24 protein-coding genes are annotated in these 24,756 nt (G+C 42.7%); 3 read left to right on the forward strand and 21 right to left on the reverse strand.

The window, feature by feature from the left end:
* The 4 genes from HMPREF9960_RS02040 to HMPREF9960_RS02055 form a co-directional block, all read right to left on the reverse strand.
* Nucleotides 1-786, reverse strand: a complete 786-nt coding sequence (locus tag HMPREF9960_RS02040; RefSeq protein WP_005592067.1) for a hypothetical protein — start codon at nucleotides 784-786, stop codon at nucleotides 1-3.
* 121 nt (nucleotides 787-907) lie between these two features.
* On the reverse strand, nucleotides 908-1,762 hold the full coding sequence (locus tag HMPREF9960_RS02045) for an SDR family NAD(P)-dependent oxidoreductase (RefSeq protein ID WP_005591648.1): 855 nt from the start codon (nucleotides 1,760-1,762) through the stop codon (nucleotides 908-910).
* Between the two features lie 11 nt (nucleotides 1,763-1,773).
* Nucleotides 1,774-2,370 (reverse strand): ribonuclease M5, encoded by a 597-nt coding sequence (gene rnmV, locus HMPREF9960_RS02050; protein ID WP_005591647.1) that lies wholly within the window; start codon nucleotides 2,368-2,370, stop codon nucleotides 1,774-1,776.
* On the reverse strand, nucleotides 2,336-3,106 hold the full coding sequence (locus tag HMPREF9960_RS02055) for a TatD family hydrolase (protein WP_005591646.1): 771 nt from the start codon (nucleotides 3,104-3,106) through the stop codon (nucleotides 2,336-2,338). The genes rnmV and HMPREF9960_RS02055 overlap by 35 nt, the downstream gene beginning before the upstream one ends.
* A 234-nt stretch (nucleotides 3,107-3,340) precedes the next feature.
* Here HMPREF9960_RS02055 and HMPREF9960_RS02060 point away from each other — a divergent pair, with 234 nt between their 5' ends.
* The 3 genes from HMPREF9960_RS02060 to HMPREF9960_RS02070 are packed head-to-tail and all read left to right on the forward strand — an operon-like array spanning nucleotide 3,341 to nucleotide 5,465.
* Nucleotides 3,341-3,817, forward strand: a complete 477-nt coding sequence (locus tag HMPREF9960_RS02060) for a DUF2975 domain-containing protein (protein ID WP_005592081.1) — start codon at nucleotides 3,341-3,343, stop codon at nucleotides 3,815-3,817.
* 8 nt (nucleotides 3,818-3,825) lie between these two features.
* On the forward strand, nucleotides 3,826-4,044 hold the full coding sequence (locus tag HMPREF9960_RS02065) for a helix-turn-helix domain-containing protein (protein ID WP_005591644.1): 219 nt from the start codon (nucleotides 3,826-3,828) through the stop codon (nucleotides 4,042-4,044).
* A gap of 2 nt (nucleotides 4,045-4,046) precedes the next feature.
* Complete coding sequence (locus tag HMPREF9960_RS02070; protein ID WP_005591643.1) at nucleotides 4,047-5,465, forward strand: DUF4153 domain-containing protein; 1,419 nt, start codon at nucleotides 4,047-4,049, stop codon at nucleotides 5,463-5,465.
* Nucleotides 5,466-5,912: 447 nt separating this feature from the next.
* Here the strand turns inward: HMPREF9960_RS02070 and rpmH are convergent, their stop codons facing one another.
* The 17 genes from rpmH to HMPREF9960_RS02150 form a co-directional block, all read right to left on the reverse strand.
* Nucleotides 5,913-6,047 carry a 50S ribosomal protein L34 gene (rpmH, locus tag HMPREF9960_RS09915; protein WP_000831905.1) on the reverse strand — a complete coding sequence of 45 codons (135 nt, stop codon included), beginning with the start codon at nucleotides 6,045-6,047 and terminating at the stop codon, nucleotides 5,913-5,915.
* A gap of 139 nt (nucleotides 6,048-6,186) precedes the next feature.
* Nucleotides 6,187-6,819: a hypothetical protein gene (locus HMPREF9960_RS02075; RefSeq protein ID WP_005591642.1), complete on the reverse strand. Its 633-nt coding sequence runs from the start codon at nucleotides 6,817-6,819 to the stop codon at nucleotides 6,187-6,189.
* A 51-nt stretch (nucleotides 6,820-6,870) separates the two neighbouring features.
* Complete coding sequence (gene jag / locus HMPREF9960_RS02080) at nucleotides 6,871-7,881, reverse strand: RNA-binding cell elongation regulator Jag/EloR (protein ID WP_005591641.1); 1,011 nt, start codon at nucleotides 7,879-7,881, stop codon at nucleotides 6,871-6,873.
* 18 nt (nucleotides 7,882-7,899) lie between these two features.
* On the reverse strand, nucleotides 7,900-8,715 hold the full coding sequence (locus HMPREF9960_RS02085; RefSeq protein ID WP_005592102.1) for a YidC/Oxa1 family membrane protein insertase: 816 nt from the start codon (nucleotides 8,713-8,715) through the stop codon (nucleotides 7,900-7,902).
* Nucleotides 8,699-9,058: a ribonuclease P protein component gene (gene rnpA, locus HMPREF9960_RS02090; RefSeq protein WP_005591639.1), complete on the reverse strand. Its 360-nt coding sequence runs from the start codon at nucleotides 9,056-9,058 to the stop codon at nucleotides 8,699-8,701. Before rnpA ends, HMPREF9960_RS02085 begins: the two co-directional genes overlap by 17 nt.
* 328 nt (nucleotides 9,059-9,386) lie before the next feature.
* Entirely contained in the window at nucleotides 9,387-10,028 is a 642-nt protein-coding gene (locus HMPREF9960_RS02095) for a DUF6287 domain-containing protein (RefSeq protein WP_005591638.1), read from the reverse strand.
* A 97-nt stretch (nucleotides 10,029-10,125) separates the two neighbouring features.
* Entirely contained in the window at nucleotides 10,126-11,583 is a 1,458-nt protein-coding gene (gene gltX, locus HMPREF9960_RS02100) for a glutamate--tRNA ligase (protein WP_005591637.1), read from the reverse strand.
* A gap of 111 nt (nucleotides 11,584-11,694) precedes the next feature.
* The gene (locus tag HMPREF9960_RS02105; RefSeq protein ID WP_005592071.1) at nucleotides 11,695-12,474 is read right to left on the reverse strand and encodes an alpha/beta hydrolase; all 780 of its coding nucleotides are present in this window, start codon (nucleotides 12,472-12,474) and stop codon (nucleotides 11,695-11,697) included.
* A gap of 160 nt (nucleotides 12,475-12,634) precedes the next feature.
* The gene (locus HMPREF9960_RS02110) at nucleotides 12,635-14,302 is read right to left on the reverse strand and encodes a ribonuclease J (RefSeq protein ID WP_005592096.1); all 1,668 of its coding nucleotides are present in this window, start codon (nucleotides 14,300-14,302) and stop codon (nucleotides 12,635-12,637) included.
* Between the two features lie 442 nt (nucleotides 14,303-14,744).
* On the reverse strand, nucleotides 14,745-16,127 hold the full coding sequence (locus HMPREF9960_RS02115; protein ID WP_005591634.1) for a glycoside hydrolase family 1 protein: 1,383 nt from the start codon (nucleotides 16,125-16,127) through the stop codon (nucleotides 14,745-14,747).
* A 174-nt stretch (nucleotides 16,128-16,301) separates the two neighbouring features.
* Entirely contained in the window at nucleotides 16,302-17,432 is a 1,131-nt protein-coding gene (locus HMPREF9960_RS02120; RefSeq protein ID WP_005591633.1) for an ABC transporter ATP-binding protein, read from the reverse strand.
* A gap of 157 nt (nucleotides 17,433-17,589) precedes the next feature.
* A complete protein-coding gene (locus HMPREF9960_RS02125; RefSeq protein ID WP_005591632.1) occupies nucleotides 17,590-18,873 on the reverse strand; it encodes a response regulator transcription factor in 1,284 nt (427 codons plus the stop codon).
* 6 nt (nucleotides 18,874-18,879) lie between these two features.
* Nucleotides 18,880-20,523 carry a sensor histidine kinase gene (locus tag HMPREF9960_RS02130; protein WP_005591631.1) on the reverse strand — a complete coding sequence of 548 codons (1,644 nt, stop codon included), beginning with the start codon at nucleotides 20,521-20,523 and terminating at the stop codon, nucleotides 18,880-18,882.
* Nucleotides 20,520-21,140, reverse strand: coding sequence for a DUF624 domain-containing protein (locus HMPREF9960_RS02135; RefSeq protein ID WP_005592124.1), 621 nt, complete (start codon nucleotides 21,138-21,140; stop codon nucleotides 20,520-20,522). Before HMPREF9960_RS02135 ends, HMPREF9960_RS02130 begins: the two co-directional genes overlap by 4 nt.
* Nucleotides 21,141-21,275: 135 nt before the next feature.
* Complete coding sequence (locus HMPREF9960_RS02140) at nucleotides 21,276-22,757, reverse strand: ABC transporter substrate-binding protein (protein ID WP_005591629.1); 1,482 nt, start codon at nucleotides 22,755-22,757, stop codon at nucleotides 21,276-21,278.
* Nucleotides 22,758-22,841: 84 nt separating this feature from the next.
* A complete protein-coding gene (locus HMPREF9960_RS02145) occupies nucleotides 22,842-23,774 on the reverse strand; it encodes a carbohydrate ABC transporter permease (protein ID WP_005591628.1) in 933 nt (310 codons plus the stop codon).
* A 12-nt stretch (nucleotides 23,775-23,786) separates the two neighbouring features.
* On the reverse strand, nucleotides 23,787-24,707 hold the full coding sequence (locus HMPREF9960_RS02150) for an ABC transporter permease (protein ID WP_005591627.1): 921 nt from the start codon (nucleotides 24,705-24,707) through the stop codon (nucleotides 23,787-23,789).
* Nucleotides 24,708-24,756 lie beyond the last annotated feature (49 nt).

Genomic DNA, 24,756 nt, shown 5'->3' on the forward strand with positions numbered 1-24,756 from the left:
CTATCTCTTAGCCATCATATAAAAAATCAACCGAATTACTAGTGCCAATAAAAGCAAATATATGACCCCATTACCTCGCTTGTTCTCTTTTGCTTCGGCCCCAGTCTCATCAAGCACTTGATCATCTTCTTGGGCTTGTACCTGCTCTTCTTTTTGGCTTTGCTCTTGTTTAGGTTTAGCTTCTTGACGTTGTACTAGCTTATCTTCTTGAACTTGGACTTGCTCAGCTTCTTGGACTTGCACTTGTTTATCTTTTGGGCGTTGCATTTTCTTCAACTCATCTTGGTATGCAACCGAGTCTAGAATATTGTCTTCTGGCAACAATTTTGAGGCATAATAATCAGGAAACCCCATGGCAAGCCCAATCAAGTTCGTACCTGTTAAAGAAAAATCCAATTCTTGGGGTTGATTTCCCTGAATTGCTCGGATGTTTTTTAAAAGCTTACGCGAAGCTGTAGACAATCCGTCCATAGAAGCAACTTCTAAAATATCAAATCCTAGCATGTCACCATCTTTGACATTTGCAAGAATATAGCGAACAAAATCATCATATAGTTGCAAGGACTGAGGGGCATTCTTTTCTAAAAAGGACCGATTTTTGTGGGAATTTTTCTGGAATTTTTCAATATGAAGTAAGATATTAAATTTTTTCCATAGAATACTAGGCATTCGCAAATCTTTTTCATCCCAAAATAATTGCCAAAAATAAGGAATTGTGTAAACGCCCTCCGTTAGAATACGTGCCTCATCGCCGTTTTTTAAATAAATATAGCTTCTATTTGCCATGTCATCTCCCTTCACAATTTTTTATTAAAGTTTAAATTTCCGTTAAAGTCACACCAAACAGTTCCAAACGCTTGAGTCGCCTCTGTTTCCACCATTACCAATACAGATGCTTGCTAATTCGTTATTCGTTATCTTTTAAGGAGGTCATTTGCTCAAGTAAGGTGTAAAGTTTTTTCTGCTCTTCGTCATCGTAAGCAAATGCATTAGCCTTAACTTCTCTACATTTCTCGTCATACAAAAAGCCCTCATAGTCATCTTCTGTAGATAAGGCTGTATAGACTTTCGCCATTTCTTCAGGACTAATCGAAAATCTCGACTTAATTTTATACAGATTTTTCATAAAAGCGCTGAGGTGATCATAACGGCGCATATCTACTTTGACATTGGTCACACGGATTGCGTGAACCTTGATACCTTCCCAATGTTTACGCATATAAAGCGACAGCATCAACAAGGCCAGTTTATTCTGATAATAAGTCTTAGCAGGACTGTAATGTTTTTGACCAGATAAATTTTCAAAATCAAGCTTCATGAAAGGATAAAGCACTAGCCCTTGGGAAGAAATATTAATAATCCGACCACTCTCAGACTTTTCCAACAAATCTTTCAACAGGATAGAAAGCAAGAAGGGAGCGCCCACGTTGGTCGCAAACTGCTTTTCTAATCCATCTTTGGTTATCACAGGACTTTTGATTGATAAATCAAAATCAGCCGCATTGTTAATTAAAACATCTAAAGTCTCTTCTTTTTGGATATACTGTTCTACCACTTTCCTGACGCTCTTCATATCAGACAAATCAACCAAGGTATAATCTACATGCGGATTGCCTGTTTGTTGACGGATTTTCTCACAGGCTTGCTCAGCAGCTTCTTTTCTCCGGCAAAATAGGGTCACTGACCACTCTTTTTCAGCTAACTGTTTAGCAGCCTGGTAGCCAATACCACTATTGCCGCCTGTAATAATTACTTTTTTCATTTCTGACTCCGTTAGACTGAATACTTAAGCATCACTTCTTCCACTTCCGCCAAGGTCACCCCAAACAGTTCCAGCCGCTTGAGTAGCTGCTTACCGTTAGAATAGCCGATGCGGAGTTGCTCACCTAGATACTCTCGGCGCTGACGGCTATCGCTTCCCATGAGCAACCCTAGGCGCATAAGGTCATTCTTTGTTACATCAAAATCACTGCTTGACTCAAAATGGCTGGTCACCCCAGTGAGGGCTGTTTTTAAGTCTTCAAAACTAGCGTGCTCAATACCTAGTGAGCACCCTTTGGTCTTGGACTTAGGAGCCGCTTCGTCACGCTTGAGAAAGGCATGTTGGACAGTGGGAATTTCTGTCATAATCAGACGGCGAATCCGCTCGCCGTTGAAATCAGGATCTGTAAAGACAATAACTCCATGTAAGTCCTGTAGGCGACGAATCCGTTCGATATCGGCACCGCTGATAGCGGAACCTCTAGTTTCATAGGTCTCAACATCAAAATAGCGCTTGAGATTGGCTGTGTCATCACGCCCTTCCACAACGACCACTTGGGGGATTTTTATCTTTTCAGTCAAGCCCAAACACCTTCTTTGCATTTTCATAGGTCGCTTGCGCCACTTCCTCGACCGTCAGTCCACGCAGTTCAGCAATTTTCTCGACAACATAGCGAGTATAGGCTGTTTTGTTTTCTCGGCCACGCTTGGGAACAGGTGCCAAGTAAGGCGCATCCGTCTCGACGAGGATTTTGTCCAAAGGCAGGTTCTGCGCAGCTTCTTGAATATCCGTCGCTTTTTTAAAGGTGACGACTCCAGAAAAGGAAATCATCATCCCCAGCTCGATAAAGCGCTCTGCCATTTCCAAAGAACCCGAATAAGAGTGCATGATACCGCCACGAGGGCCTACACCCTCACTCTTGATAATCTCATAGGTGTCTTCTAAAGCGTCGCGCGTGTGGACGACAAAGGGCAGATCTAACTCTTTGGAGAGCTGGATTTGTCGGCGAAATACTCGCTCTTGCACTTCCTTTGGCGCTGTCATCCAGTGATAATCCAGCCCAATCTCGCCCAGAGCCACCACTTTTGGATGAGTAAGCTTGTCCAGCAGATAGGCTTCCACCGCCTCATCATAAGTCCCAGCCTCAGTCGGATGCCAGCCAATCGTAGCATAAATCTGCTCATAATTGTCGGCCAACTCCAAGGCGCGCTCAATGGTCGGCCGGTCAAAACCGACAACATTCATATTGCTGACACCCATTTCTGTAGCTAGCTGGAGCTCCTCTACCTCTCGACCAGCAAATTCTTCCACGTTTAAATGCGTGTGTGTATCAAAAATTTTCATGCTTTACTTCCTTGTATTTCCTGCCTTTCATTATACCAGAAAAGTCAGTTAAAGGGGCAAGAGCTTTACTTTCTCTCCATCTATTCCAGCGAGTATTTGTTATTTTTTCAGCGCCTATCAAAAATAATTTTACTGTTTCTTGATAATTTTTTATTATTTTTCGATATTTTGTTATTGATTATCGATATATTTTGTGATATAGTAAATAAAACTAGAAATTATTTGGAGGAATCCATGTCAAAGACAAGACAAAAAACAGCTGAAGATATAAGCATTGTGCTTACAAAAATCAGCCTCAGCATTTTATTTATTGCTTCCATTGTCCTGATAGCCATCGGACCTTGGGTAGTCAGCCTAGTCATCGAATTTCCCTCACCTTTCTTTCAGGGAGAAAGCCGCTATTGGATATTGTTGCTCCTAGGCTATGTCTTGGGCTGCCTGGCTCTGACCTGTATCGTACATCTCTATCGACTCCTCAGCCGCATCGGGAAAAATCAGGTCTTTATCAGACAGAATGTACAGTATATGCGCTATCTAGGCTGGGAAGTCGGAATGGTCACCCTCATTTCTTTCTTTATGGGCTTGACAGTCTATATGCCCATGCTCCTCGTAGCCGTTTCTTGCTGCATTTTAACCTTGATTATTCGGGTTATCCGCAATGCTTTTGGCAAGGCAATTGAGCTGCAAGAAGAAGTAGACTACACGATTTAGGAGGGACTATGATTCAAATAAATTTAGACCTTGTCATGGCTCAAAAACGGATTAGTGCTGGACGCTTAGCAGAATTGATTGACCTCACCCCTGCCAACTTGTCCATCTTGAAAAATAATCGAGCCAAGGCAATACGCTTTTCAACACTTAATGCCCTTTGTCGGGAATTGGACTGCCAACCCGGCGATATTCTTGAATATATCACAGATGAAACCGAGGAGGAATAAACATGGAAACACCATCACAAGGACAGATGACGGGACAACCCTACCTTCCTTTTGAAAAAGACCAAGAACGAAAAAGCATCTTCACAGCTTTAAATATAAAGGAACTGAAGAATTTTAGAATCAGCTCTCTCATTCTCTATTTCTTGGCCTACTTTTATACAGTTGCCATTGACGGCAACAAGACCATTTACTTTTTTCCTATTGCGATTGGTCTAATTAGCCTGACCGAGTGGTTAGTAAGAAAAACGCCGACAAGCTTGCCTCAAATCGAAAAGGATGCCTCTGCTAGGCTCGAGTCCAAGCTTTTCCTGATTCTCAGCCTGACTCAGGCACTGGCTCTCAGTATCTGGGGCTTTCACCCGCAATTAGAGATTTTTCAAGCTTTGACTCTCCACATCTCCTTTTCTTTTTATATCCTGTCACGGACGGGTTGGCTCAATCAAGGTCGCTTGGGGATCATGGTTTGGTACGATAGCATTCAGGCCTTTCTAATTCTACCTTTTAAAAACTTTTTCGCTGGTCTTCAGGTCTTTGCTCTGAGTGATAAGGCTTCAGATGCAACTACTGAAGACAGCGATTCTTCGAGAAAAACACTCCAAAGTACGATGATCGCAAGCAGCCTTCTTATTGCTGGTATGCTTGTCTTCTTCGTTTGGTCACAACTCAGCCAAGTCTCTGATCGATTTGCTCTTTTCTTTAGTGATACAGCTGATGCCTTGCATCTTTTCTTTGACTTGATCTTTTCAAATCTTGATACAGACGCCATCGCTCTTCGCCTCTTCTTGGCCCTACCTATCAGCCTCTATCTCTACAGTCTGATTGTTGGCAGCTTACTGAATCAAAAGAATATCAAAGTTACCTATCAAAGCTTCCAAAATAAAATTCAGCCACTGCGAATGTTTCCTGCTTTTACAGCCTATATCATCATCGGCAGCCTCTGCCTGACCTACGCTCTCTTTTTCCTCGTTGGTTTAGGAGAATTAAGCGAACTCCTTAGTGCTGGCACTAGCCTCCAAACCATTTCTCCACAAAATGCCTCAACCGTAGCTGTTGCTGGTTTCTGGCAGCTCGTTCGTGTATCACTTCTAAATTTCGCTGTCTTAGCCGCCTTTTATTTGCTGGCCCAAAAACCTCTCTGGGACCAAAAAGGCACTCGACTAGCCAGCACTATTCTCTTTATTTTCGCATTTTTACTGGCCTTGCTTGCTGGCTGGAAACTCTTTGGCATCTATATCTATCTTTATGGCCCAACACCATTGCGCCTGATTTCAGCTTGGTTTATCCTTGTTCTACTGGTCTGGTGTATCCTGACCCTAATTCGTTTCTACAAGCCCATCCAAGCGATCCGAATCGGTATCTTCTACGCCCTTATTAGTTTCACGCTGCTCTGCTATCTCTATCCTCTGCTCTTAGCCGCTTGATAGAGAGCATACTTATATGCCAATATAATTATCAAAATAATTATCAAAAAGAGGCTGGGACAAAAGTCCTAGCCTCTCAATTGTCTTTGGATTGTCGAGCAAGACGCAGTGGTTGAGTGGGCTCTACTACGCTGATTTCATCAGCTTTTACAGCCCTACTCAACTGTGCGGAGGTGGGATGACGAAATCGAATTCTAACGAATTACCGATTTCTGTCCCACTCTCTTTTCTTTTATTCAAACTAGATAAGATACACCTAGAAACTCCCAAACCATCTCGCTTACTTTCCCTTTCACGTTAAGTTCCTATCCGGCACGGACTCTCTGAGTCTCATTTCTTCATAGCAATACTAGCCACCCTTAAACCATAAAAGCCTATTTTATCAAGAACAATAGAAAAACCAGCGGTCTCGAGTCTCCACTGGTTTCTTTATGGTAATCGTTTGGATTATGCAGCCAAAACTTTGCGTCCTTTACGACGACGAGCTGCCAATACGCGACGACCGTTTTTAGTTGACATACGGTTACGGAATCCGTGTTTGCGCGCACGACGAAGTTTACTTGGTTGATAAGTACGTTTCACGATGAATACCTCCTCATAGATTTTGTATTCGTTTAGCCGGCTATAAAGTGATCAGTTACTAAACATACTTTACTATTCTATCGGATTCTCTCCTGTTTGTCAATAGTATTGGACCAATTGTTTCTTTTTGGAAACGAAATCATTCAAATCGTGTCGCTTCATAGAAGGGAATCAAGGCAGTCATAGCCTGCTCAAGCTCCGACAGAACTTGCTGCTTGCTTGTAGCTTGGGAAAGATTGACGTCATATTTGATCAAAACCTTGCGGACTAGCCCAGCAGCCACCTCCTGTCTTAGATGCTGCCTATTTGCCTCCGTAGCTTCGAAGCGTTGACTCACGCCATCTATCTGGGCAAAATAGTAAGCTGGCGGCTGAATGGGCAGATTCAGCACCCGATTTTGCTTGCTGAGACTGTGATCGTCTTTCTTACGCTCCATAAAGCTTACCTCCAGCGACACTCCAAAATCTTCTGCAGTTCCATACAAGCGCAGAGCGAACATGGGCTCTGTGATGTCCCCATAGCCTCTTAGATAATTCCAAAAGTGTGGGCGTAAAATCTGAGCCTGATTCAGCCAATTGCTGGTCCGCTCCAGACTCAGCTTAGGATAGAGAGCCTGAAAGTCTCGGACTAAGTTCGCAAACTCCTGCCGAGCAGCCTGACCTCTAGCTTTCAAATCCAACATTGTCTCTCGCAGTTCCCCTGCCTTATCTGGTGAAATGTATTTACTTCCTTGAACAGTCAAAAACGACTCAATAGCTGGAAAAAGTGACATAGAATTTTCTCCTTTCTGTATCTAAAAACCAGCTGAGCAGCTGGTTAAGATTTATTCCGAATCAATATCTACAACAACGTAGCGGTTAGGCTCATCGCCTTCTGAATAGCTTGTCACACCATCAATTCTTGAGATAATCCGGTGGATGATTTTACGTTCACTATTAGACATAGGATCCGTATGCTGGCTGCGACGGTCCTCTAGAGCACGCTGAGCCAATTTTTGCGCATAGCTTTGCAAAACTTCTGCACGATGCTCCACGTAGTCATTTACATTGATAGAAATGTAGAAGCTCTTGGAATATTGATTGTAAAGATAATTCTGAGCCAACAGCTGCAAGGCTTTCAAGACTTTACCGTGGTAACCAATCACGCGCCCTGGCTCATTCGTATCAATTTGCATATTGATTGTTCGGCGATTGTGGCTGCTAGAAAGAGTCGCTTCAACATCCATTTCATCCACAATCTTTTGCACATATGCAGTCACACTTGCGACAACTTCCTCAATATCACAATCATCCTCAACCTGGATTCCCAAGTCAAAGAAGGATGACTCAGCTGTCTCTTGCTGACTAGGTGCCACTTCTGCTAAAGAGCTATCTTCCTCTGAATCTTTCTGAGTCTGTGCTTCATCAACCGCTTGACTGGTCTTTAAGAAATCAATTGCACCTGTTTCTTCCAGAATGGTACTAGCGTCTTTATCGTTTTTAAGAATTTCAGCCTTGATTTTTTCTGAAACAACTTCACCTTCGTCTTCGGCCTTCTTGATAGCCGTCACCACTCGCCCTAAGTCGACTGTTGCTTCACTGACACTTTGTACTGGCTCGTTTTGTGCATTGATTTCCTCAGGAACTCCTTTTACCGCCTGTTGGTTGGCCTTGGCCACAGTCGTTTCAGCAATCGGCTCCACATCTACCTGCGCAGGTTTCTTGCCAAATAAACCGAGAAAACCTTTCTTTTCACGCGAAACAACGGTAATATGTGCTCTCATTCGTGGGATATCCAGCGTTTTTAGTCCATTTTGAATCGCTTCTTCAACACTTGCTCCTGTAAAAATAACCATCTGCAAGAGTCCTCCTTTTTACTTTTTCTTTTTCTGTGCTTTTTGAAGAGCACGTTTTTTCTTCATTTCCAATTGGCGCTCCGCCTTTGCCTTCGCTTCACGTTCAGCAATAATCTTAAAAGGATTGCTCAAAAGTAGGGTCTGACCGACTTGATAAGCGTTAGAAACTGTCCAGTAAAGAGCGACCCCGCTGGCTGCATACACCGCAAAGAAGAAAATCAATACCGGCATTAGGTAGGTCATCACTGCCGTCCCACCATTTTTCTCTGGCAAAGCCTTATTAGATAGCCAAGTGCTAAAGAAAGTAAAGAGAGCAGCGAGAATAGGTAGGATAAAGGTCGGATCTGTTGTTCCTAGATTAAGCCAGAGGAAGTGACCTGTTTTCAAAAATTCAACCCGTGTCAGAGCTTGAAAAAGTGCTACAAGCACTGGCATTTGGATAAATAAGGGAAGAAAAGCGGCATAGGGATTGACTCCCATTTCTTTATAAAGCTTGCTGGTTTCCTCTGCCAAAGCTGCTCTACTATCCATATCTTTGCCCGGATATTTTTCCTGAAGCTTCTTGATATGGGGCTGAACTTCCTGCATCTTTCTGGATGAGGTCGTCTGAAATTGAAAGACTGGCAACAAGACTGTCCGAATAATCAAGGTAAAAAGAATAATCCCGATTCCTGTACTTCCATTGAAGGACAAGAATTGAATCATCTCCGCAAAGAAATAAACTAATTTCTCCCAAAAATCACTTGAATTAGCGGTCACTTCGCTGGTGCCACAAGCCGTCAGAATAAGCAGCGAAGCCGCTAAAAGAAATCCTATCTTACTCTTCTTTTTCACAAACAAATCCTTCCTGATAAATTCTTGCAACTTTTAAGACATGCAATAAATTTTGTTCCACTTGATGGTAGTCTAGAGTTTCAACTCCCTTACGAGCAATAACAACAAAGTCATCCTTGGTCAAGTCTGCCCGATGCTGAATCAAGACATGACGAATCTTTCTTTTGATACTATTGCGGACAACTGCATTGCCCAGCTTTTTACTGACTGAAATCCCCACTCGAAAATGGCGCTGTTCTTTTTCTAATTTATAAACGACAAACTTTCGATTGGCAAAATTCTGCCCAGCTTTAAAAATCGCCTTGAAATCTTTTTCGCTCTTGACGCGATAGTTTTTTCTCAAAACTCAACTCCATCCACCAAAATTAACTCTATTATACCATATTTTCCCAAAAAGCCAATAAGGGCTAGGTGCAAGACGAGCCCTCTTTTTGAATAGTTTTACCGAATGAAAGAAGTAGTTTGGAGAGAAGAAACCGACCGCTCAGCTCCAAAAAAGAGTCCGGGACAAAAGTCCTAGCCTCTCAATTGTATTTGGATTATCGAGCAAGACGCAGTGGTTGAGTGGACTCTATTACGCTGACTGCATCAGCTTTTATAGCCCTACTCAACTGTGCGGAGGTGGGACGACGAAACCGAATTCTAACGAATTACCGATTTCTGTCCCACTCTCATTTTACACGGTAAAAAACGTCTGGGTGCTCTGAGATACCTTGGGCAATAATGAAGCGATCTCGACTGCTATCAGTCGGATCCTGCCCGCTAACAGTCTCTCCTGCTGGCAGCTTTTTCCCTGCTGGAATAATAGACAGGGCAGCACCTGTAAGATTATGCCAACGAATATTTGTGCGATAAATTCCATTTTCATCCAGACCAGCGTAAACCAGCTCCAACTTGGCAACATCTGACACCAGTCCCTTGGCATCAAATGTATAAGTGACACCATTGGCATCTTTCCAAGTACCAGCCATGCTAGAAAAATCCCCAGAAGCAATGGCCTGCATATCTAAATTAGAGGTTGCGGCAGGCTCTTTTTCCACCTTGCTTTCTGACTTAGCAGAAGACTCCTTAGTTGCTGGCTCCGAAGGCTCCTGACTGCTAGAGATAGAAGTGTCCGAACTACTTGTTTCGGTAGAAAGCTCTGTCGAACTTTTGCGCGTCTCAGACTTTTTGGAAGAAGCCGAGCTGGTCGAGGTCGAGCTAACTTTGGAACTGCTAGAAGGCGAAGTCGGCTGGTCTTTCTTTTGACCGCAGGCCACTAACACAGACGATGCCACCAGAGTTCCAGCCAAGAGAATCATCCATTTTTTCATCTTTAGCACCTCGCAATATTTTCTTGTTCTTGTAACATTATTGTAACATAAATACAGCTTTTTAGAAAGCAAAAACCAGCTCGAAAGCTGGCTTATCTTATTGAATTTTTTTCAACATATTGTCGATATGCTGGATAGATTTTTCGCGGCCTAATAGGTAAATGGTATCTGGCAACTCTGGACCATGCATTTCACCTGAAACAGCGATACGAATTGGCATGAAGAGGTTTTTGCCCTTGATACCTGTTTCTTTTTGGACTGCTTTGATTTGTGGGAAGATGTTTTCTGTCACAAATTCTTCATCTGTCATTGCTTCCAGTTTTGCTTTGAAAGTTTCCAAAACGACTGGAACTGTTTCGCCGGCCATCACTTCTTTCTCTGCTTCCGTCAATTCTGGGAAATCTGAGAAGAAAAGGTCTGTCAATGGCACAATCTCATCTACTGACTTCATTTGTGGTTTGTAGAGTTCTACCATTTTTTCAGCCTTGTCGGTCAAGCGTCCTGCTTCCTCCAAGAATGGTTTTGCCATTTCAAAGATTGTCTCAAAATCCGCATTCTTGATGTACTCATTGCTCATCCAGTCCATCTTTTTCTGATCAAAGGCAGCTGGAGATTTGCTGAGACGGTTTTCATCGAAGAGTTTGATGAGTTCTTCACGAGAGAAAATTTCGTCTTCCCCACCAGGATTCCAACCAAGAAGTGCGATAAAGTTAAAGACTGCTTCTGGTAGGTAGCCCTTTTTGCGGTAGTCTTCGATAAACTGGAGAGTGTTGGTATCGCGTTTAGACAACTTTTTACCAGTTTCAGAATTGATAATCAGGGTCATGTGGCCAAACTCTGGTGCTTCCCAACCAAGCGCTTCATAAACCATAAGCTGCTTAGGTGTATTGGCAATATGGTCGTCACCACGGATAACATGAGAGATTTGCATATCGTGGTCATCGATGACAACGGCAAAATTGTAAGTTGGGTAACCATCTTTCTTTTGGATCACCCAGTCACCACCAATATTGCCACCTTCAAACTCAATATCGCCCTTGACCATATCAGTCCACTTGTAGATACCAGCTTCATTGACAGCCAGACGAACCGTTGGAATGATAGCCGCTGCTTCGCGTTCTGCGATGTAAGCTGCTTTTTCTTCTTCGCTCATGCCAAGGTATTCGTTGATGTAGCGAGGTGTTTCGCCAGCTGCTTCTTGGCATTCGCGCTCAGCAGCCAATTCTTCTTCTGTAACATAAGATTTGTAGGCCTTGCCTTCGGCTAGCAATTGGTCAATGTATTTTTGATACAATTCCAAACGTTCTGATTGGCGATAGTTTTCATGTGTTTCAGGGCTTTCATCCCAATCCATGCCCAACCAACGAAGGTTTTCAAGCTGTGAACGTTCACCATCTTCGACATGGCGCTTGCGGTCTGTATCTTCAATACGGATGATAAAGGTTCCACCGTGGTGACGAGCATAGAGGTAGTTAAAGAGCGCGGTCCGCGCATTTCCGATGTGTAAAAGTCCCGTCGGACTTGGTGCATAACGCACTCGAATATCTTTTGTCAATTTTCGATCTCCTATTTGGGAATAGCAGGAAGGTCTTGCCCCTGCTTTCGTATTCAAACGTTATTATTATATCACATTCTCGACCCAGAATCCGCTGAATCGCATGATTTTTTAAGACAGTCTTTCTTCGAGGACAAAGTCAATTGGCAGCCAAGCTAAAACCTGCTCCATCTGCTTTTCCCAGTAGTACCATTCATGGTTGCCAGGACTGTGGCTGTAAGTAATATCCAAGCCCAAGTCTTGCAGATTTTTCACAGCCACCTGATTGGCCTCGTAGAGAAAATCCTCTTCACCGCACCATGCCCAAAGCTTAGTCTTTTTATCAGATTGCTTGGCTATACTTTCCAGTGAATGGGGGCTACTGGTCCAGTCTTTAAAGTCTCCAAAAACTCCTCGCCAATAGGCTGGTGTTGCTATTTCAGCATTATCTGGACGACTATCAAGAAAACTCAAAGCCCCTGAAAGACTAGCCGCGTATGAAAAACGGTTAGACTTGAGAGCCAGCTTAAAGGATCCGTATCCGCCCATGGAAAGACCAGCGATAAAATTCTTCTCTCGCTTGTCAGACATATTGGGGAAAAAGCGCTTGAGCACCCGTGGTAGCTCTTCAGCGATAGCCTCGTAATAGTTAAAACCGTATTGAGTATCGGTGTACCAGCCATTGCTGGTATTCGGCATGACAACAATCAAGTTAGTCGAGCGAACCAGACGTTCGATATTTGAGCGCTTAAGCCAGCTATTGTGATTACCGTTCATACCATGAAGCAGATACAAAACAGGAATATCCTTATCATCTGGCTTGTCCACGCGCGACGCATCTGGATAGAGGACATTGACTCCCCACTCCATCTCCAAGGCTTCTGAATAATATTCTATCTGCATCACTGCCATCTTTTTTCTCCTCTTGTAAAAACTACTGTTCTTGACCATGCAGCACAGCCAGCCACACTCCGAAAGCAAAGCCTGTTCTGCGACCGCCAAAAGATAAGAAAAAGCCGATATTCGACTTTCTCTCTGCAAAATACTGGGAAAGTTACTCCCTCGAGTGACTCTAGCGAACTTCCATGACAACCGGAAGAATAGCCGGCCGTCGTTTGGTTTGCTCGAAGAGGAACTTGGCCAAACTATCACGGACTGTTCCCTTAAGCTCGCCCCAGTCAAAGTTATCCTGAGCCAGATAGTCTTCCACTGTCTTATTGATCAGGTCAGTGCTCTCCCGCAGGATGTCACGACTCTTCTTGACATAGACAAATCCACGAGTATGAACCTTGGCTTTGGAAATGATTTTCTTCTCCTTACGATTGACCGTGAGCGCCACGATAAAGATACCGTCTTCAGACAGAACCTTACGGTCACGTAGGACGATATTGCCCACATCGCCGATGGCATTTCCATCAATCATGACATCGCCTGCTGACACTGCTCCAGCTGGCACAAAGTCGCCATTTTCGTAGGACATGACGCTACCACGCTTCGGTATCAAGATATTTTCTGGTAAAATCCCGACTTCCATGGCTGCCTTAGCATGGGCATCCAGTCCGCGGTATTCTCCCTGAATCGGGAAGAGGTACTTGGGTTGCAATAAATTGAGCATGAGCTGCAAGTCACGTGCATTGGCATGGCCAGATACACGCAAGTTTTGGGTAATCAGCTTGACCACGCCACCAGCTTGGTAAATCATGTTTTCCACACGCGCTACGACTGCTTCCTTGGCAATAGATGGCGTTGTAACGATGTAAACCAAGTCTCCGTCTTTGATTTCTACATAACGGTGACGACCGATGGACATCTTGCGTAGACCATTAATAGGCTCGCCCATCCGACCCGTCTCCAAGATAATCAGCTCGTGGTCCTCAAACTTAGACATTTCCTTAGGCTTGATCAACAGGCGCTCATCCGCCAAGGATAATTTCTTGAGGCGAATAGCCGTACGGACGATATTTTCAATATCAAAACCTGTCAAAACGACGCGACGACCTGTTTCTGCCGCAGCTTCAAAGACCTGCTGAATCCGAGACAGGTTGCTGGCAACTGCTGCTACGATGACACGGCCATCCCAATCCGAAATCGTGTCCGTAATCTCACGGCCAACCTCGCTCTCACTAGCTACTTGCACAGTGCTATCAGCGTTGGCTGAATCGCTTAGCAAAGCTAAAACGCCCTCACGGCCAATCTCAGCTAAACGGCCAAAATCTGTCGCATAAGATTCGCTGGCAGATTGGTCAAACTTGAAATCTCCCGTATAAACAATATTGCCTTCACGCGTCTTGACCACGATTCCCAGACTCTCTGGAATCGAGTGGGTCGTCCGGAAGAAAGAGACAACCGTTTCGCCAAATTCAATTTCGGTATTTTCATCGATAACATGAAAATCATTGAATTTCTTCACAGCGTCATTGCTTTTAACAAAGAGCTTGGCTAGCTCAATTGTCAACTCCGAACCGAAAACCGGTACCTTGGCTTCTGTCAAAAGATAGGGCAGCGCACCGATGGCATCCGCATGACCGTGGGTCAGAAAGACACCTGCAATCCGGTCTTTATTTTCAAACAAATAATCCATGTTGGGAATGACTACATCTACTCCCAACTGCTCATTTTCTGGGTACTTGAGCCCAGCATCCAATACAAAAATGGAATCATCCACTTCGGCGACGTAGAGATTTTTCCCATTCTCACGAACGCCACCCAAAGTAATCAGCTTAATCGTGCTTTTACTCATTTTTACTCCTATCGATTTTAGAATCTCCTTTATCAAAGATTCCTTGATTTTATTACTAACGGTCCTTGGCAAGCCAAGTCGAATTACAGTTTTGCAAACAGAGTTTGCACATCTTAGTCATTATAGCATTTTTTCACGCTTTTTTCAAAACAAAGGAAACCTATAGAATGAGCAGCAAATCTAAGGATAGTAGTTTGATACAGCAAGTCTCTGGTCACTTCTTCCTTCCTAATTCAAAATGCGAAGAAAGGCACCTCCCAGTTTCATTTTAGAAGACAGCTTTTATAAACTAGATCTACTCACAAGATAAAAAATAATAGAACCTAGTCTGAGGCTAGATTCTATTATTCGAACGGGATGCCCTAAGCTGCTCTCCTGAAATCGATCAGAAGATTAGTTGGGAAGCTGCCCTATCTTATATAGGCTGAATGGATGAACAGACTTACTCAAAGCCATTGTTTTGGCTTAATTCTTTGAACCAGTGCCCTGATTTTTTGATAGTCCGTTCTTGGGTTTCTAGATTGAGCTCGATCAAACCGTAGCGGTTCTTATAGCTATTGAGCCAAGACCAGCAATCGATAAAGGTCCACATGAGATAACCTGTACAGTTGGCCCCGTCCTGGATGGCACGATGGAGCTGGCGCAGATGGCCTTTAACAAAGTCAATCCGGTAATCGTCTTGGATCATGCCATTTTCACGGAATTTCTCTTCACCCTCGACGCCCATGCCATTTTCCGTCAGCATCCACTCAATATTGCCATAGTTTTCCTTGATGTTTTGTGCAATATCGTAGATTCCTTGTTCATAGATTTCCCAGCCACGGTGAGGATTAATCTTGCGGCCAAGCATAACATAAGGCTCATAGAAATGATCTGGCAGAAGCGGCGACTCTGGATGTTTCAAATACTTGGGCGCTGCAACCCGCAGAGGCTGATAGTAATTGACACCCAAAAAGTCGACCGTATTTTCCCGAATCGCTTGCAACTGCTCCTCAGTCGTAGCTGGTAAAAGATCATGCTCACGCAAAAGATCAACTAGCTCTGCTGGATAATGCCCCAAAACAGATGGATCCAAGAAAGACTTGGCTTGGAAGAGCTCGGCAATGCGAGCGGCCTTCAAGTCCGCCGGATGCTGGCTGCGTGGATAAGCAGGTGTCAGGTTTAGGATAATACCGATTTTGTAGTCTGCTCCAACCTCATGACAGGCTTTCACTGCTAAAGAACTAGCTAGCTGGGTATGATAAGCCACCTTAACCGCAGCCCGAGCGTCCACTTTATTAGGATAATGTCCATCGTAGAAATAGCCAAACTCAACTGGTACGATAGGCTCGTTAAAGGTCACCCACTGATCCACCAAGTCACCGTAGCTTTCAAAGCAGAAACGAGCATAGTCTACATAAGCATGGACTGTATCTAAACTTTCCCAGCCTTCTTGCTCTTCCTGCAAGGCAAAGGGCAGATCAAAATGATACAGATTGACAATCAAGCGAATGCCCTTGGCCTTGATTCTTTCAAAAACCTTGCGGTAGAAGTCAACACCGACTTGATTGACTGGACCACGACCATCTGGAAAAATCCGTGACCATTGGATAGACGTCCGAAAGGCCGTGTGGCCTGTTTCGACTAAAAGGTCGATATCTTGCTCCCAATTTTCATAAAAAGTGGATGCCTTGGCAGGACCAATTTCGTTATAGAAACGATGGGGTTCTTGGCTAAACCAATAGTCCCAAAGGTTGTCTCCCTTTCCATCTCCTGAAATCCGACCTTCTGTTTGCGGACCCGATGTAGAAGATCCCCAGACGAAACCTTTTGGAAATTGAATCATATTTTATTTACCTCTCGATTTATCTTTACACTTCATTATATAAGGACCTTCTGCAAAAAGAAAGCAACAGTCTATTCAAATTTCTCCACTGATTAAAGACATTTTTGATTTGGAAAACTAAAAGTTCATTCAAAAAACGCAGACAAATTGTCTACGCTTCATCATTTTTACTGATTAATAAACTGTTTTCTCTGTTTCGAAATCAAAGAAATGCGCCTTGTTTAGGTCAAAACCAAGGTCAATTCCAGCACCTGTTTCTGAGTAGTCACGAGCATCTACCCGCGCGATAAACTCACTGTCGCCAACTTGGCAGTAAAGGTGAGACTCAGAACCCAAAAGCTCAGAGACAGAGATGGTCGCATGAACCACAGAATCTGGAAAGGTCTCTAAGAAGGCAGGTTCTGTATTGATGTCTTCTGGACGAATACCAAAGATCAACTTCTTGCCGTCATAACCCTTCTCACGCAACACCTTCAGTGTTCCTTCTGGCACTGTCAAACGCAAGCCATCGGCAACAATTTGATTTCCCTCAAGTGTCACAGTGATAAAGTTCATCGCCGGGCTACCAATGAAGCCTGCCACAAACTTGTTGACTGGATTTCTGTAGACTTCTTGTGGGCTACCGATCTGCTCTACTCGACCAATGGTTCCAGTTCCAGCAGGGTTCTTGGTTGCTGACATGATAACAATGCGGTCTGCAAGCGTCATCGCTTCTGTCTGGTCGTGGGTAACGTAGATGGTTGTTGCTCCGATACGGCGATGGATTTTGGCAATCTCAGCCCGCATGGACACCCGCAGCTTCGCATCCAAGTTTGACAAAGGCTCGTCCATTAGGAAAACCTTTGCATCACGCACGATAGCGCGACCCATGGCAACACGCTGACGTTGACCACCTGACAAGTCCGCTGGCTTGCGATCCAAGAATTCTTTCAAACCAAGGATTTCAGCTGCTTCTTGCACCCGTTTGTCAATATCTTCCTTGCTGTACTTGCGCAATTTCAATCCGAACGCCATGTTGTCGTAGACTGTCATGTGCGGATAGAGGGCATAGTTCTGGAAGACCATGGCAATATCGCGGTCTTTCGGCGCCACATCGTTGACCACTTTACCGTCAATTGACGCTGTTCCTTCTGTGATATCCTCAAGACCCGCAATCATACGCAGCGTTGTGGATTTCCCACATCCTGACGGACCGACGAAAACGATAAATTCCTTGTCCTTAATGTCCAAATTAAAGTCTTCAACAGAATAGTGCTCACTATTTGGATACTTCTTATAAATATTTTTTAGATTTAATTCAACCATAAGCTTCTCCTAACTCCTTTATCATATTGTAAGTTCTTTCTGCTTGATTATATCACGAATAGTAGGCTCTCACACTGACTCTTCTATATCTTTTTTTCTACTTTTTTTAGCATTAATATAGAAAAGAAATGAAGGTTCACTCACTTTAGCGATTCCATCACTCGACTTGCTTCCGATAGGCCTTAGGAGACTTGCCACACAGCTTCCGAAAAACTTTATAGAAATAACCAACATTGCTATAGCCAACTGCATAACAAACGTCTTCTATACTGTCATTTTTGGCAAGTAAGAGCTGCTGGGCAGCCTTGATGCGCTGCTTATTTAGCAACTCTGCAAAAGTAGAGTTGGTCTCACGCTTGATTAGCTGCCCCAGATAAACTGGATTGATATAGAGTTCCTTGCTGATATCTTTTAGGGATAAGTCTTTTTGATAATCACGACCAATCACCTCCAAGACATTGGCAACATTCTCATTCATTCGATACTGAGCGAACAAATCTGAGAGCTGATCTTTCATATAATCCAGCAAGTCTGCAAAGGTATTCGTGCTTTCAATCTTTTTGATAATGGTTGTCATATCGTCTGGTTTCAAATGCTGAAACAGATGGTAAACATCCATGATAAACTGAATGAACAACTGTTTGGTAATGGAAACTTCAGGCGTATTTTGCAGCACGATATCCTTGAGCAAGTCCAATTCGTCCAAAATCTGACCGATATTTCCTTGAATAATCACACGATACATGGGCTCATAGTAGCTAAAGAGCGGATTGGTTTCTTGCAAACTAACCGTTCCATAAAATAGAGTTTTTTCTAGATTTAGCTTGAAAGCCTGCAGGCCTTGTTTATAAGGAGCTGTGAATTCTTCCAGATAGAGCGCTTCTTCCTTTTGCGAGGATAAAAACAAATAGCCTGTCTGTCCTAAAATACTATAAGGAACTGAAACTAGGCCTTTTTCGTGAGCAGCTGCTCCCAACCAGACACTATCGAAGGATTTGAGATAAGTAGCTATTTCATCTTCGCTTGTCTCTTCTTTAAAAATCAGATCTAGTTGATTATTGGAAGAACGGTCAAATTCCCTTTCCAATTTTTCTAGGATTGCCGCCAGTTCAACCTTATCGACTGGCTTCACCAGATAATCTGCCACCTGCAAATTGAGGGCGGTTTTGACATATTCAAATTCTTGATAGCCTGAAAGAATGATAAAAGCTGCATTGGGCAGGGAATTCTTCATCTGCTCAATCATCTGCAAGCCATTCATCCCTGGCATATTGACATCGGTAATGACCAAATCCACAGGATTGTCCTTGATATAGGCGAGGGCCGTTTCTGCATCATTAGCTGTAGAAACAACCTCCATATTCCATTTTTCAAAAGGAATCAGCACCTTCAAGCCTTCTGTGATCATGTATTCATCATCGACTAGTAATACTCTGTACATCTTTTTCTATTCATCCTTAATTTCTATAATATAGGTCACTCCTTGCTCCTTTTGAGATTTCAGTCGGATACTATAACGGTCGCCAAAAAAGAGCAAGAAGCGTTCATGAATATTCCGAATACCAATGGATCTTTGCTGTTCTCGATTCTGGGCATCCATTAGCTCTCGGCTGGCCAGAATGTCTTGGATTTCGGCCAAACGGTCAGCTGGGATGCCTCGACCATTGTCTTGGATCATCAGCCTTACAGCGCCGTCTATCTTTTGAGCCTTGACACTGATAACATTATCCTGCCTGCGGTAGTCGATACCATGGGCAAAGTAATTTTCAATCAGCGGCTGAATACTAAACTTGGGAATCATCATTTCTTCCAAGCCTTCTTCAATTTTGAAGCCATAGGCCACTGATTTGGGATGCCGAACCATGCAAAGATAGCTATATTTCCGACAAAATTCCAATTCATTTTTCAAACTACTTCTGGATTCATCTGAGATATTATTTCTCAGCAGGCTGCTAAATTCATAGATAATATCTGCCAACTCTTCCTGCCGCTGCATAACCGCATACATCCTGATAAATTCCAAGGTATTGTACATAAAATGAGGATTGATTTGCGCCTGCAAGGCCCTCATATTAGCATCTTTTTGGCTAATCTCCAAACGATAAATATCCCGAATACTCTTGTCCAGACTATCCAACATGGTATTGGTCGTTGTCGCAATCAGAAGCAACTCCTGCTCCTTGGTCTCTGTTGCAATACGCTTCTGATTGTCACCATCTGTGATGAGATGGAGTGTATCCACAATATCAACAACCTGCCTTTGGTAATTGAGAAATATCCTCTGCAAAGCGGCATATAAAACTCCAACCAAAATCAGACCAGAAAAAATAATCAAACCAGTGCTGAAAACCGTCTTCTCTATCACATAGTGCGCAGGGACTGCTGTCTGGACAGTGTAATTGTAGATAGTTTCTTTTTTGATCCAATCATTTTGGCCAATTCCTTTTGTATCACCAAAATGCAGAATTTCTTTTTTGTAAGGCGAAATGACACTGAGAGCGAGTGGAACATCGCCCCGCGTATTATCGACAACCTTGTTGAAGACTTCCCCATCAATCCGAATGTAAATCGTTCCGATGACTTGATCGACTGTCTTATCATAAATCGCGATTGGAAAGGCATCGCGCGCAGGTCTAAATTCCTCAGCAGGAAGCTGTTTGCCACCTCTCGCTTGCCTTGTAGAGACAAAAACAGTTTTGTAATCATTTAAAGCAATGTCAATGCCTGTAACAAATTCATTTTCAACATAAATATCATTGATATTTTGATGGAGGGATACTTGAACATAAGTAGGTACATCTGCCGATAAGCGCCAGCTAGCGTACTCAGAGGGACTCATGATAAAGTAGTTATAAACCCCGTCCAATTTTGCTCGATTTTCAACTAAACTTTGAGCCAGTTGATTCGCTCGGCGATTGTAATAATCCACTTCGTCAGCCAAGCGAGTCACTGCTTGTTGCGCAATCTGCTCAGTTTCCTTATAACGACTATGCCAATCAGAATAAGACAAAATGAGACCCAAACATCCCACAATAGCCACCATAATGACAGCATAGACTTTTAGTAACGAATGGAGCCAAAATTTCTTCATGGTTTTTCTGTTATCAACTTAGACTGAATGGTTTGGTAAATTGGGTCTAAAACATCACTAACAAAAAAGTGCCAAAGCCCAATAAAAGCAAAGAAGAGCAAAGCCGGCATGAAGTAGCTGGCAATCAATAGCAAGATTGTCCCTAATAAGAGTTTCAACATGGCTGAAATATTGAGAAAAACGCCAATCAAAGATAATTTCAAGCTATTTTTATAAGAAAACTCAAAAAAGACCTGCAATTTCAGATAGACTGCGTATACTGCTGGTGCCAAAAGCAAAAAGAGCAGATTTGCTATCGTCAATAAAAGGTAGAAAATAGTTTGGTGAGGAAGCTGGATAAGGAGATAAATCCCATAAGATAAAAGAGCCTGCACTACAAGCAAAGTGAAAAACACTTTGTTTGTAGCAAGGAAATTTTCTTTAAACAGATCCCACGCTTCCTTCCAGTGATATTTTTTATAGTCATAGCGATATTGCTGAAACAAAGTCATGAGCACACACCCCGCTGGAGCAAGTCCAAAAACAAGACCTCCACACAGAGCCAATACCCAAAAAATTGCGGATGCAAGCATAGCCATATAAACTCGTTGAAAAATCCACTCAACTAATTTTCCCATCGTTCTTCCTTTCTGCTGGTCAAATTTCCACACATTCTAAAATTATAACACATTTTAACCGTTTACAAAAATTCCTATCACTCCAAAAAAGAAAAATCCTCCCCAAAACGAGACGAGGAGGATTCATCATGTTGCTTATTTCTTAGAAGCAAGGAATTCGTCGTATTGTTTTTGCATCTCTTTCAATACTTTATCGTATGCTCCTTCAGATTTCAGTTTGTCCATCATCTTAGGAATTTCAACATCAGGATCAACTGTACCAGTGTTGATAGCAGTGTCGTATTCTTTCATTGTGTTCGTAATGCTAGATACTTCTGCTTTCACTGGGTCTACATTGAAGTTAAATCCAAGAGCAGGTGACTCTTGTGCTTCTGCAAGAATCTTCTTAGAATCTTCGATTTGTTGATCTGTTACGTTTTCATTGATGTAAAGAATCCAGTTGTTACCTGTGTTCCAGCCAGACATATGGGTATTACCATTGTAGGCTTTCAAAGTACGAACGCGGTTTTCTTTACCTTCAACTTTTTCCCAGTTTTCGCCTTCTGGACCATATACAAGGCCGTTCAGCAATTCAGGATTTGTGTTAAGCAAAGTCAACAATTCCATTGATTTTTCTTTGTTCTTAGAGTTGTTTGAGATAACGAAGTTCGCTACTTGAGTAGTTTGGCTCTTCTTGTAGTTCTTAGTCAGTTGGCTGATTTCGATCTTACGGTTTGCCACACGAGAAAGCAAGCTGTTACCGTAGTCAGCAGGTCCTACTGTTTCTTCACGAACGAACCAAGAATCTTCAGACAATTGATAAGCTGTATCGCTAGTTGCTACGTCTTTTGGAATATAGCCAGCTTGATAATATTTATGGATGGTTCTGAGGCTATCCAAGAAGCGAGGAACTTCATAACGGTTTACAATCTTAGTTGTATCGCCTTCCAGGTCAATAACGAAAGGAAGTCCGTTAGTTACAGGATAATCAAAGTTATCAGATGGGATAAAGTTCTTACCGATAGCGAAAGGAACAACTTTTGGATCTTTTTCTTTAGCAGCTTTCAAAACTGGTTCCAAATCTTGGTAAGAATGGATATTTGAAATATCGCTGATACCATATTTTTCAAGAAGTGGTCCGTTGAAGGCAAAGTTTTGTGAAGAAGTTACATTGGCATTAACTGGAACAGCATAGATTTTACCGTTGACAGTGTTTCCTTTGATGTAAGCTGGGTCTAAAGAATCGTAAAGCTTTTTACCTTCTTTTTTGTAAAGCTCAGTCAAGTCAGCATAAGCACCTTTTTGGGCATTGATGACATAGTTTTGAGCGAAGGCGATGTCGTAGTTTTCACCTGATGAAGTGATAACGTTCATTTTTTGTTCGTAGTCACCCCAACCGATGTATTCGATATCCAACTTAGCATCGATTTCTTTGCCGATAATCTTGTTAGCATTTTCGAGCAATTTGTCCAAATTATCTGGTTTATCACCGATTTGGTACATTTTGATAACCGTCTTACCATCATCAGTTTTAGATGACTTTTGGTTGTTACCGGTAAGACTACCGCAGCCTGCTAGGAGGCCTGAGAAAGCCAAGAAGCTAGCAGAAGCTAGAGCATATTTTTTCCAATTTTTCATAGAAAAATCTCCTTTTAATTTTTTATATACAAATTTAATGATGTGAGTTTTTAGTGGTAAAAACTCTGAGACTAAAGGGGCAGCTTATTCTTTGACGCCTCCGATAGTCAATCCCTTAACAAAGTAACGTTGGAAGAATGGATAGACGCAAGCGATTGGCAAGGTTGCAATTACGACCATGGCCATACGACCAGACTCTTTAGGTAGAGATCCTGTCAAGCCTGCAAGCTGAGCACTCGCTCCCGCACTCTTAGACAAGTAGTCCATATTTTGCTGAATCTTCATCAGCAAATATTGAAGGGGAACTAAGTTGTCACTGCGAATGTAGAGCAGCGCGTTAAACCAATCGTTCCAATAAGCAAGGGCAGTGAAGAGTGTGATTGTAGCGATACCTGGAAGAGATAGTGGCAAGCAAATTTGGAAGAAAATCCGAGTCTCACTGGCACCATCTATCTTAGCGGATTCAATAATCGCTTCTGGGATCGTTCTCTTGAAGAAAGTTCTCATCAAAATGATATTGAAAGGACTAAGCAGTAGCGGCAAAATCAAAGCCCACACTGTATCTCCTAAACCAAGCAAGTTGGTCATAACGATGTAAGTTGGAATCATCCCTGCTTGAAAGAGCATACTTGCCATTGCAAACAAGGTAAAGAAGCGTTTGAATTTAAAGCTGCGACGTGAGATAGCGTAGGCATAAGTTGTTGTGAAGAAAACATTCAAACTAGTACCTACTATCGTAATCACTACTGTCACAAAGAGTGACTGCAAGAGCTGATCTTTCAAGCCAAATAAGAATTCATAGCCCGCTAGACTGAACTGTGACGGCCAAAAGGCAAAACCATTATGAACCAAACTACTTTCATCCGTCAGCGAGATGATGATGACAAAGAAGAAAGGCAGCACACAGGAGAGCGAGAAGATGGCAATCAAGATGTTAAAGAAAAAATCGGCTTTTTTGCTAAAGGAGTGAATTCCCACATTATCGACTTTTTCTTTTTGAATTTTTGGGGATTTCATAAGTTCCTCCTTCTAAAAGAGAGCAGATTCTTTATCAATTCTGCGGACAATCAGGTTGCTGACGATCACGAGGATACAGCCCACAACTGATTGATAGAGACCCGCAGCTGAAGCCATCCCGATATCACCTGTACCGGTCAATCCACGATAGACATAAGTATCCAAAACGTTGGTTACACTATAAAGTGATCCTGAATCATGCGGAACAGTGTAGAACAAACCGAAGTCCGCGCGGAAGATATTTCCGACTGCTAGAATGGTTAGTACTGTGATCAGAGAAGCCAAAGATGGCAAGGTGATATTACGGATACGCTGCCATTTTGTAGCACCGTCGACCGTTGCTGCCTCATAGTAAGTCGGATCAATTCCCATGATACTTGCATAGTACAAAATACTACTATATCCTAAGCCCTTCCAAATACCAATGAAAAGGATGAAGGCTGGCCAGAAAGAGATCACTGTATAAAAGTTGATATTCGGATTATGCAATAAATTATTCAGCAAGCCCTTGCCAGGGTTCAAGAAAGCATCTACGAAGAAACTAATAATAACCCAAGAAAGGAAATACGGAAACAGCATAGTTGTCTGATAAATCTTCACCATCTTTTTCGAGCGAAGTTCGCTAAAGATGATGGCAATTCCGACAGAGAAAATCAATCCTAAAACGATGAAACCACCATTGTAGAGAATGGTATTTCGTGTAATCGTATAAGCATCTCTGGAATTAAACAAGAACTTGAAGTTATTGAAGCCCACCCATTCACTGCTCATAAGACTATGGATGAAGCCTTCGCCGCTTAGTTTGAAATTCTTAAATGCAACGACGTTTCCTAAAACTGGTATATAGAAGAACAAAACAAACCAAATAACTCCCGGTAAGACCATGAGCAAGAAAATGAAGTTTTCTTTTAGTGTTTTGATAACCTTATTCATTCAAATCTCCCTTTCTATTGTTTTGATATCGTTTTCATGTTTCTATTAT

Source organism: Streptococcus cristatus ATCC 51100, from assembly GCF_000222765.1.
In the GTDB taxonomy this organism is placed as follows: Bacteria; Bacillota; Bacilli; order Lactobacillales; family Streptococcaceae; genus Streptococcus; species Streptococcus cristatus.

What these genes read in the sequence shown, in the direction of transcription:
- HMPREF9960_RS02040 (WP_005592067.1), bottom strand. Translation starts at nt 786, where the DNA reads ATGGCAAATAGAAGCTATATTTATTTAAAAAACGGCGATGAGGCACGT.
- HMPREF9960_RS02045 (WP_005591648.1), bottom strand. Translation starts at nt 1,762, where the DNA reads ATGAAAAAAGTAATTATTACAGGCGGCAATAGTGGTATTGGCTACCAG.
- rnmV (WP_005591647.1), bottom strand. Translation starts at nt 2,370, where the DNA reads ATGAAAATGCAAAGAAGGTGTTTGGGCTTGACTGAAAAGATAAAAATC.
- HMPREF9960_RS02055 (WP_005591646.1), bottom strand. Translation starts at nt 3,106, where the DNA reads ATGAAAATTTTTGATACACACACGCATTTAAACGTGGAAGAATTTGCT.
- HMPREF9960_RS02060 (WP_005592081.1), top strand. Translation starts at nt 3,341, where the DNA reads ATGTCAAAGACAAGACAAAAAACAGCTGAAGATATAAGCATTGTGCTT.
- HMPREF9960_RS02065 (WP_005591644.1), top strand. Translation starts at nt 3,826, where the DNA reads ATGATTCAAATAAATTTAGACCTTGTCATGGCTCAAAAACGGATTAGT.
- HMPREF9960_RS02070 (WP_005591643.1), top strand. Translation starts at nt 4,047, where the DNA reads ATGGAAACACCATCACAAGGACAGATGACGGGACAACCCTACCTTCCT.
- HMPREF9960_RS02075 (WP_005591642.1), bottom strand. Translation starts at nt 6,819, where the DNA reads ATGTCACTTTTTCCAGCTATTGAGTCGTTTTTGACTGTTCAAGGAAGT.
- jag (WP_005591641.1), bottom strand. Translation starts at nt 7,881, where the DNA reads ATGGTTATTTTTACAGGAGCAAGTGTTGAAGAAGCGATTCAAAATGGA.
- HMPREF9960_RS02095 (WP_005591638.1), bottom strand. Translation starts at nt 10,028, where the DNA reads ATGAAAAAATGGATGATTCTCTTGGCTGGAACTCTGGTGGCATCGTCT.
- HMPREF9960_RS02105 (WP_005592071.1), bottom strand. Translation starts at nt 12,474, where the DNA reads ATGGCAGTGATGCAGATAGAATATTATTCAGAAGCCTTGGAGATGGAG.
- HMPREF9960_RS02110 (WP_005592096.1), bottom strand. Translation starts at nt 14,302, where the DNA reads ATGAGTAAAAGCACGATTAAGCTGATTACTTTGGGTGGCGTTCGTGAG.
- HMPREF9960_RS02115 (WP_005591634.1), bottom strand. Translation starts at nt 16,127, where the DNA reads ATGATTCAATTTCCAAAAGGTTTCGTCTGGGGATCTTCTACATCGGGT.
- HMPREF9960_RS02120 (WP_005591633.1), bottom strand. Translation starts at nt 17,432, where the DNA reads ATGGTTGAATTAAATCTAAAAAATATTTATAAGAAGTATCCAAATAGT.
- HMPREF9960_RS02125 (WP_005591632.1), bottom strand. Translation starts at nt 18,873, where the DNA reads ATGTACAGAGTATTACTAGTCGATGATGAATACATGATCACAGAAGGC.
- HMPREF9960_RS02130 (WP_005591631.1), bottom strand. Translation starts at nt 20,523, where the DNA reads ATGAAGAAATTTTGGCTCCATTCGTTACTAAAAGTCTATGCTGTCATT.
- HMPREF9960_RS02135 (WP_005592124.1), bottom strand. Translation starts at nt 21,140, where the DNA reads ATGGGAAAATTAGTTGAGTGGATTTTTCAACGAGTTTATATGGCTATG.
- HMPREF9960_RS02140 (WP_005591629.1), bottom strand. Translation starts at nt 22,757, where the DNA reads ATGAAAAATTGGAAAAAATATGCTCTAGCTTCTGCTAGCTTCTTGGCT.
- HMPREF9960_RS02145 (WP_005591628.1), bottom strand. Translation starts at nt 23,774, where the DNA reads ATGAAATCCCCAAAAATTCAAAAAGAAAAAGTCGATAATGTGGGAATT.
- HMPREF9960_RS02150 (WP_005591627.1), bottom strand. Translation starts at nt 24,707, where the DNA reads ATGAATAAGGTTATCAAAACACTAAAAGAAAACTTCATTTTCTTGCTC.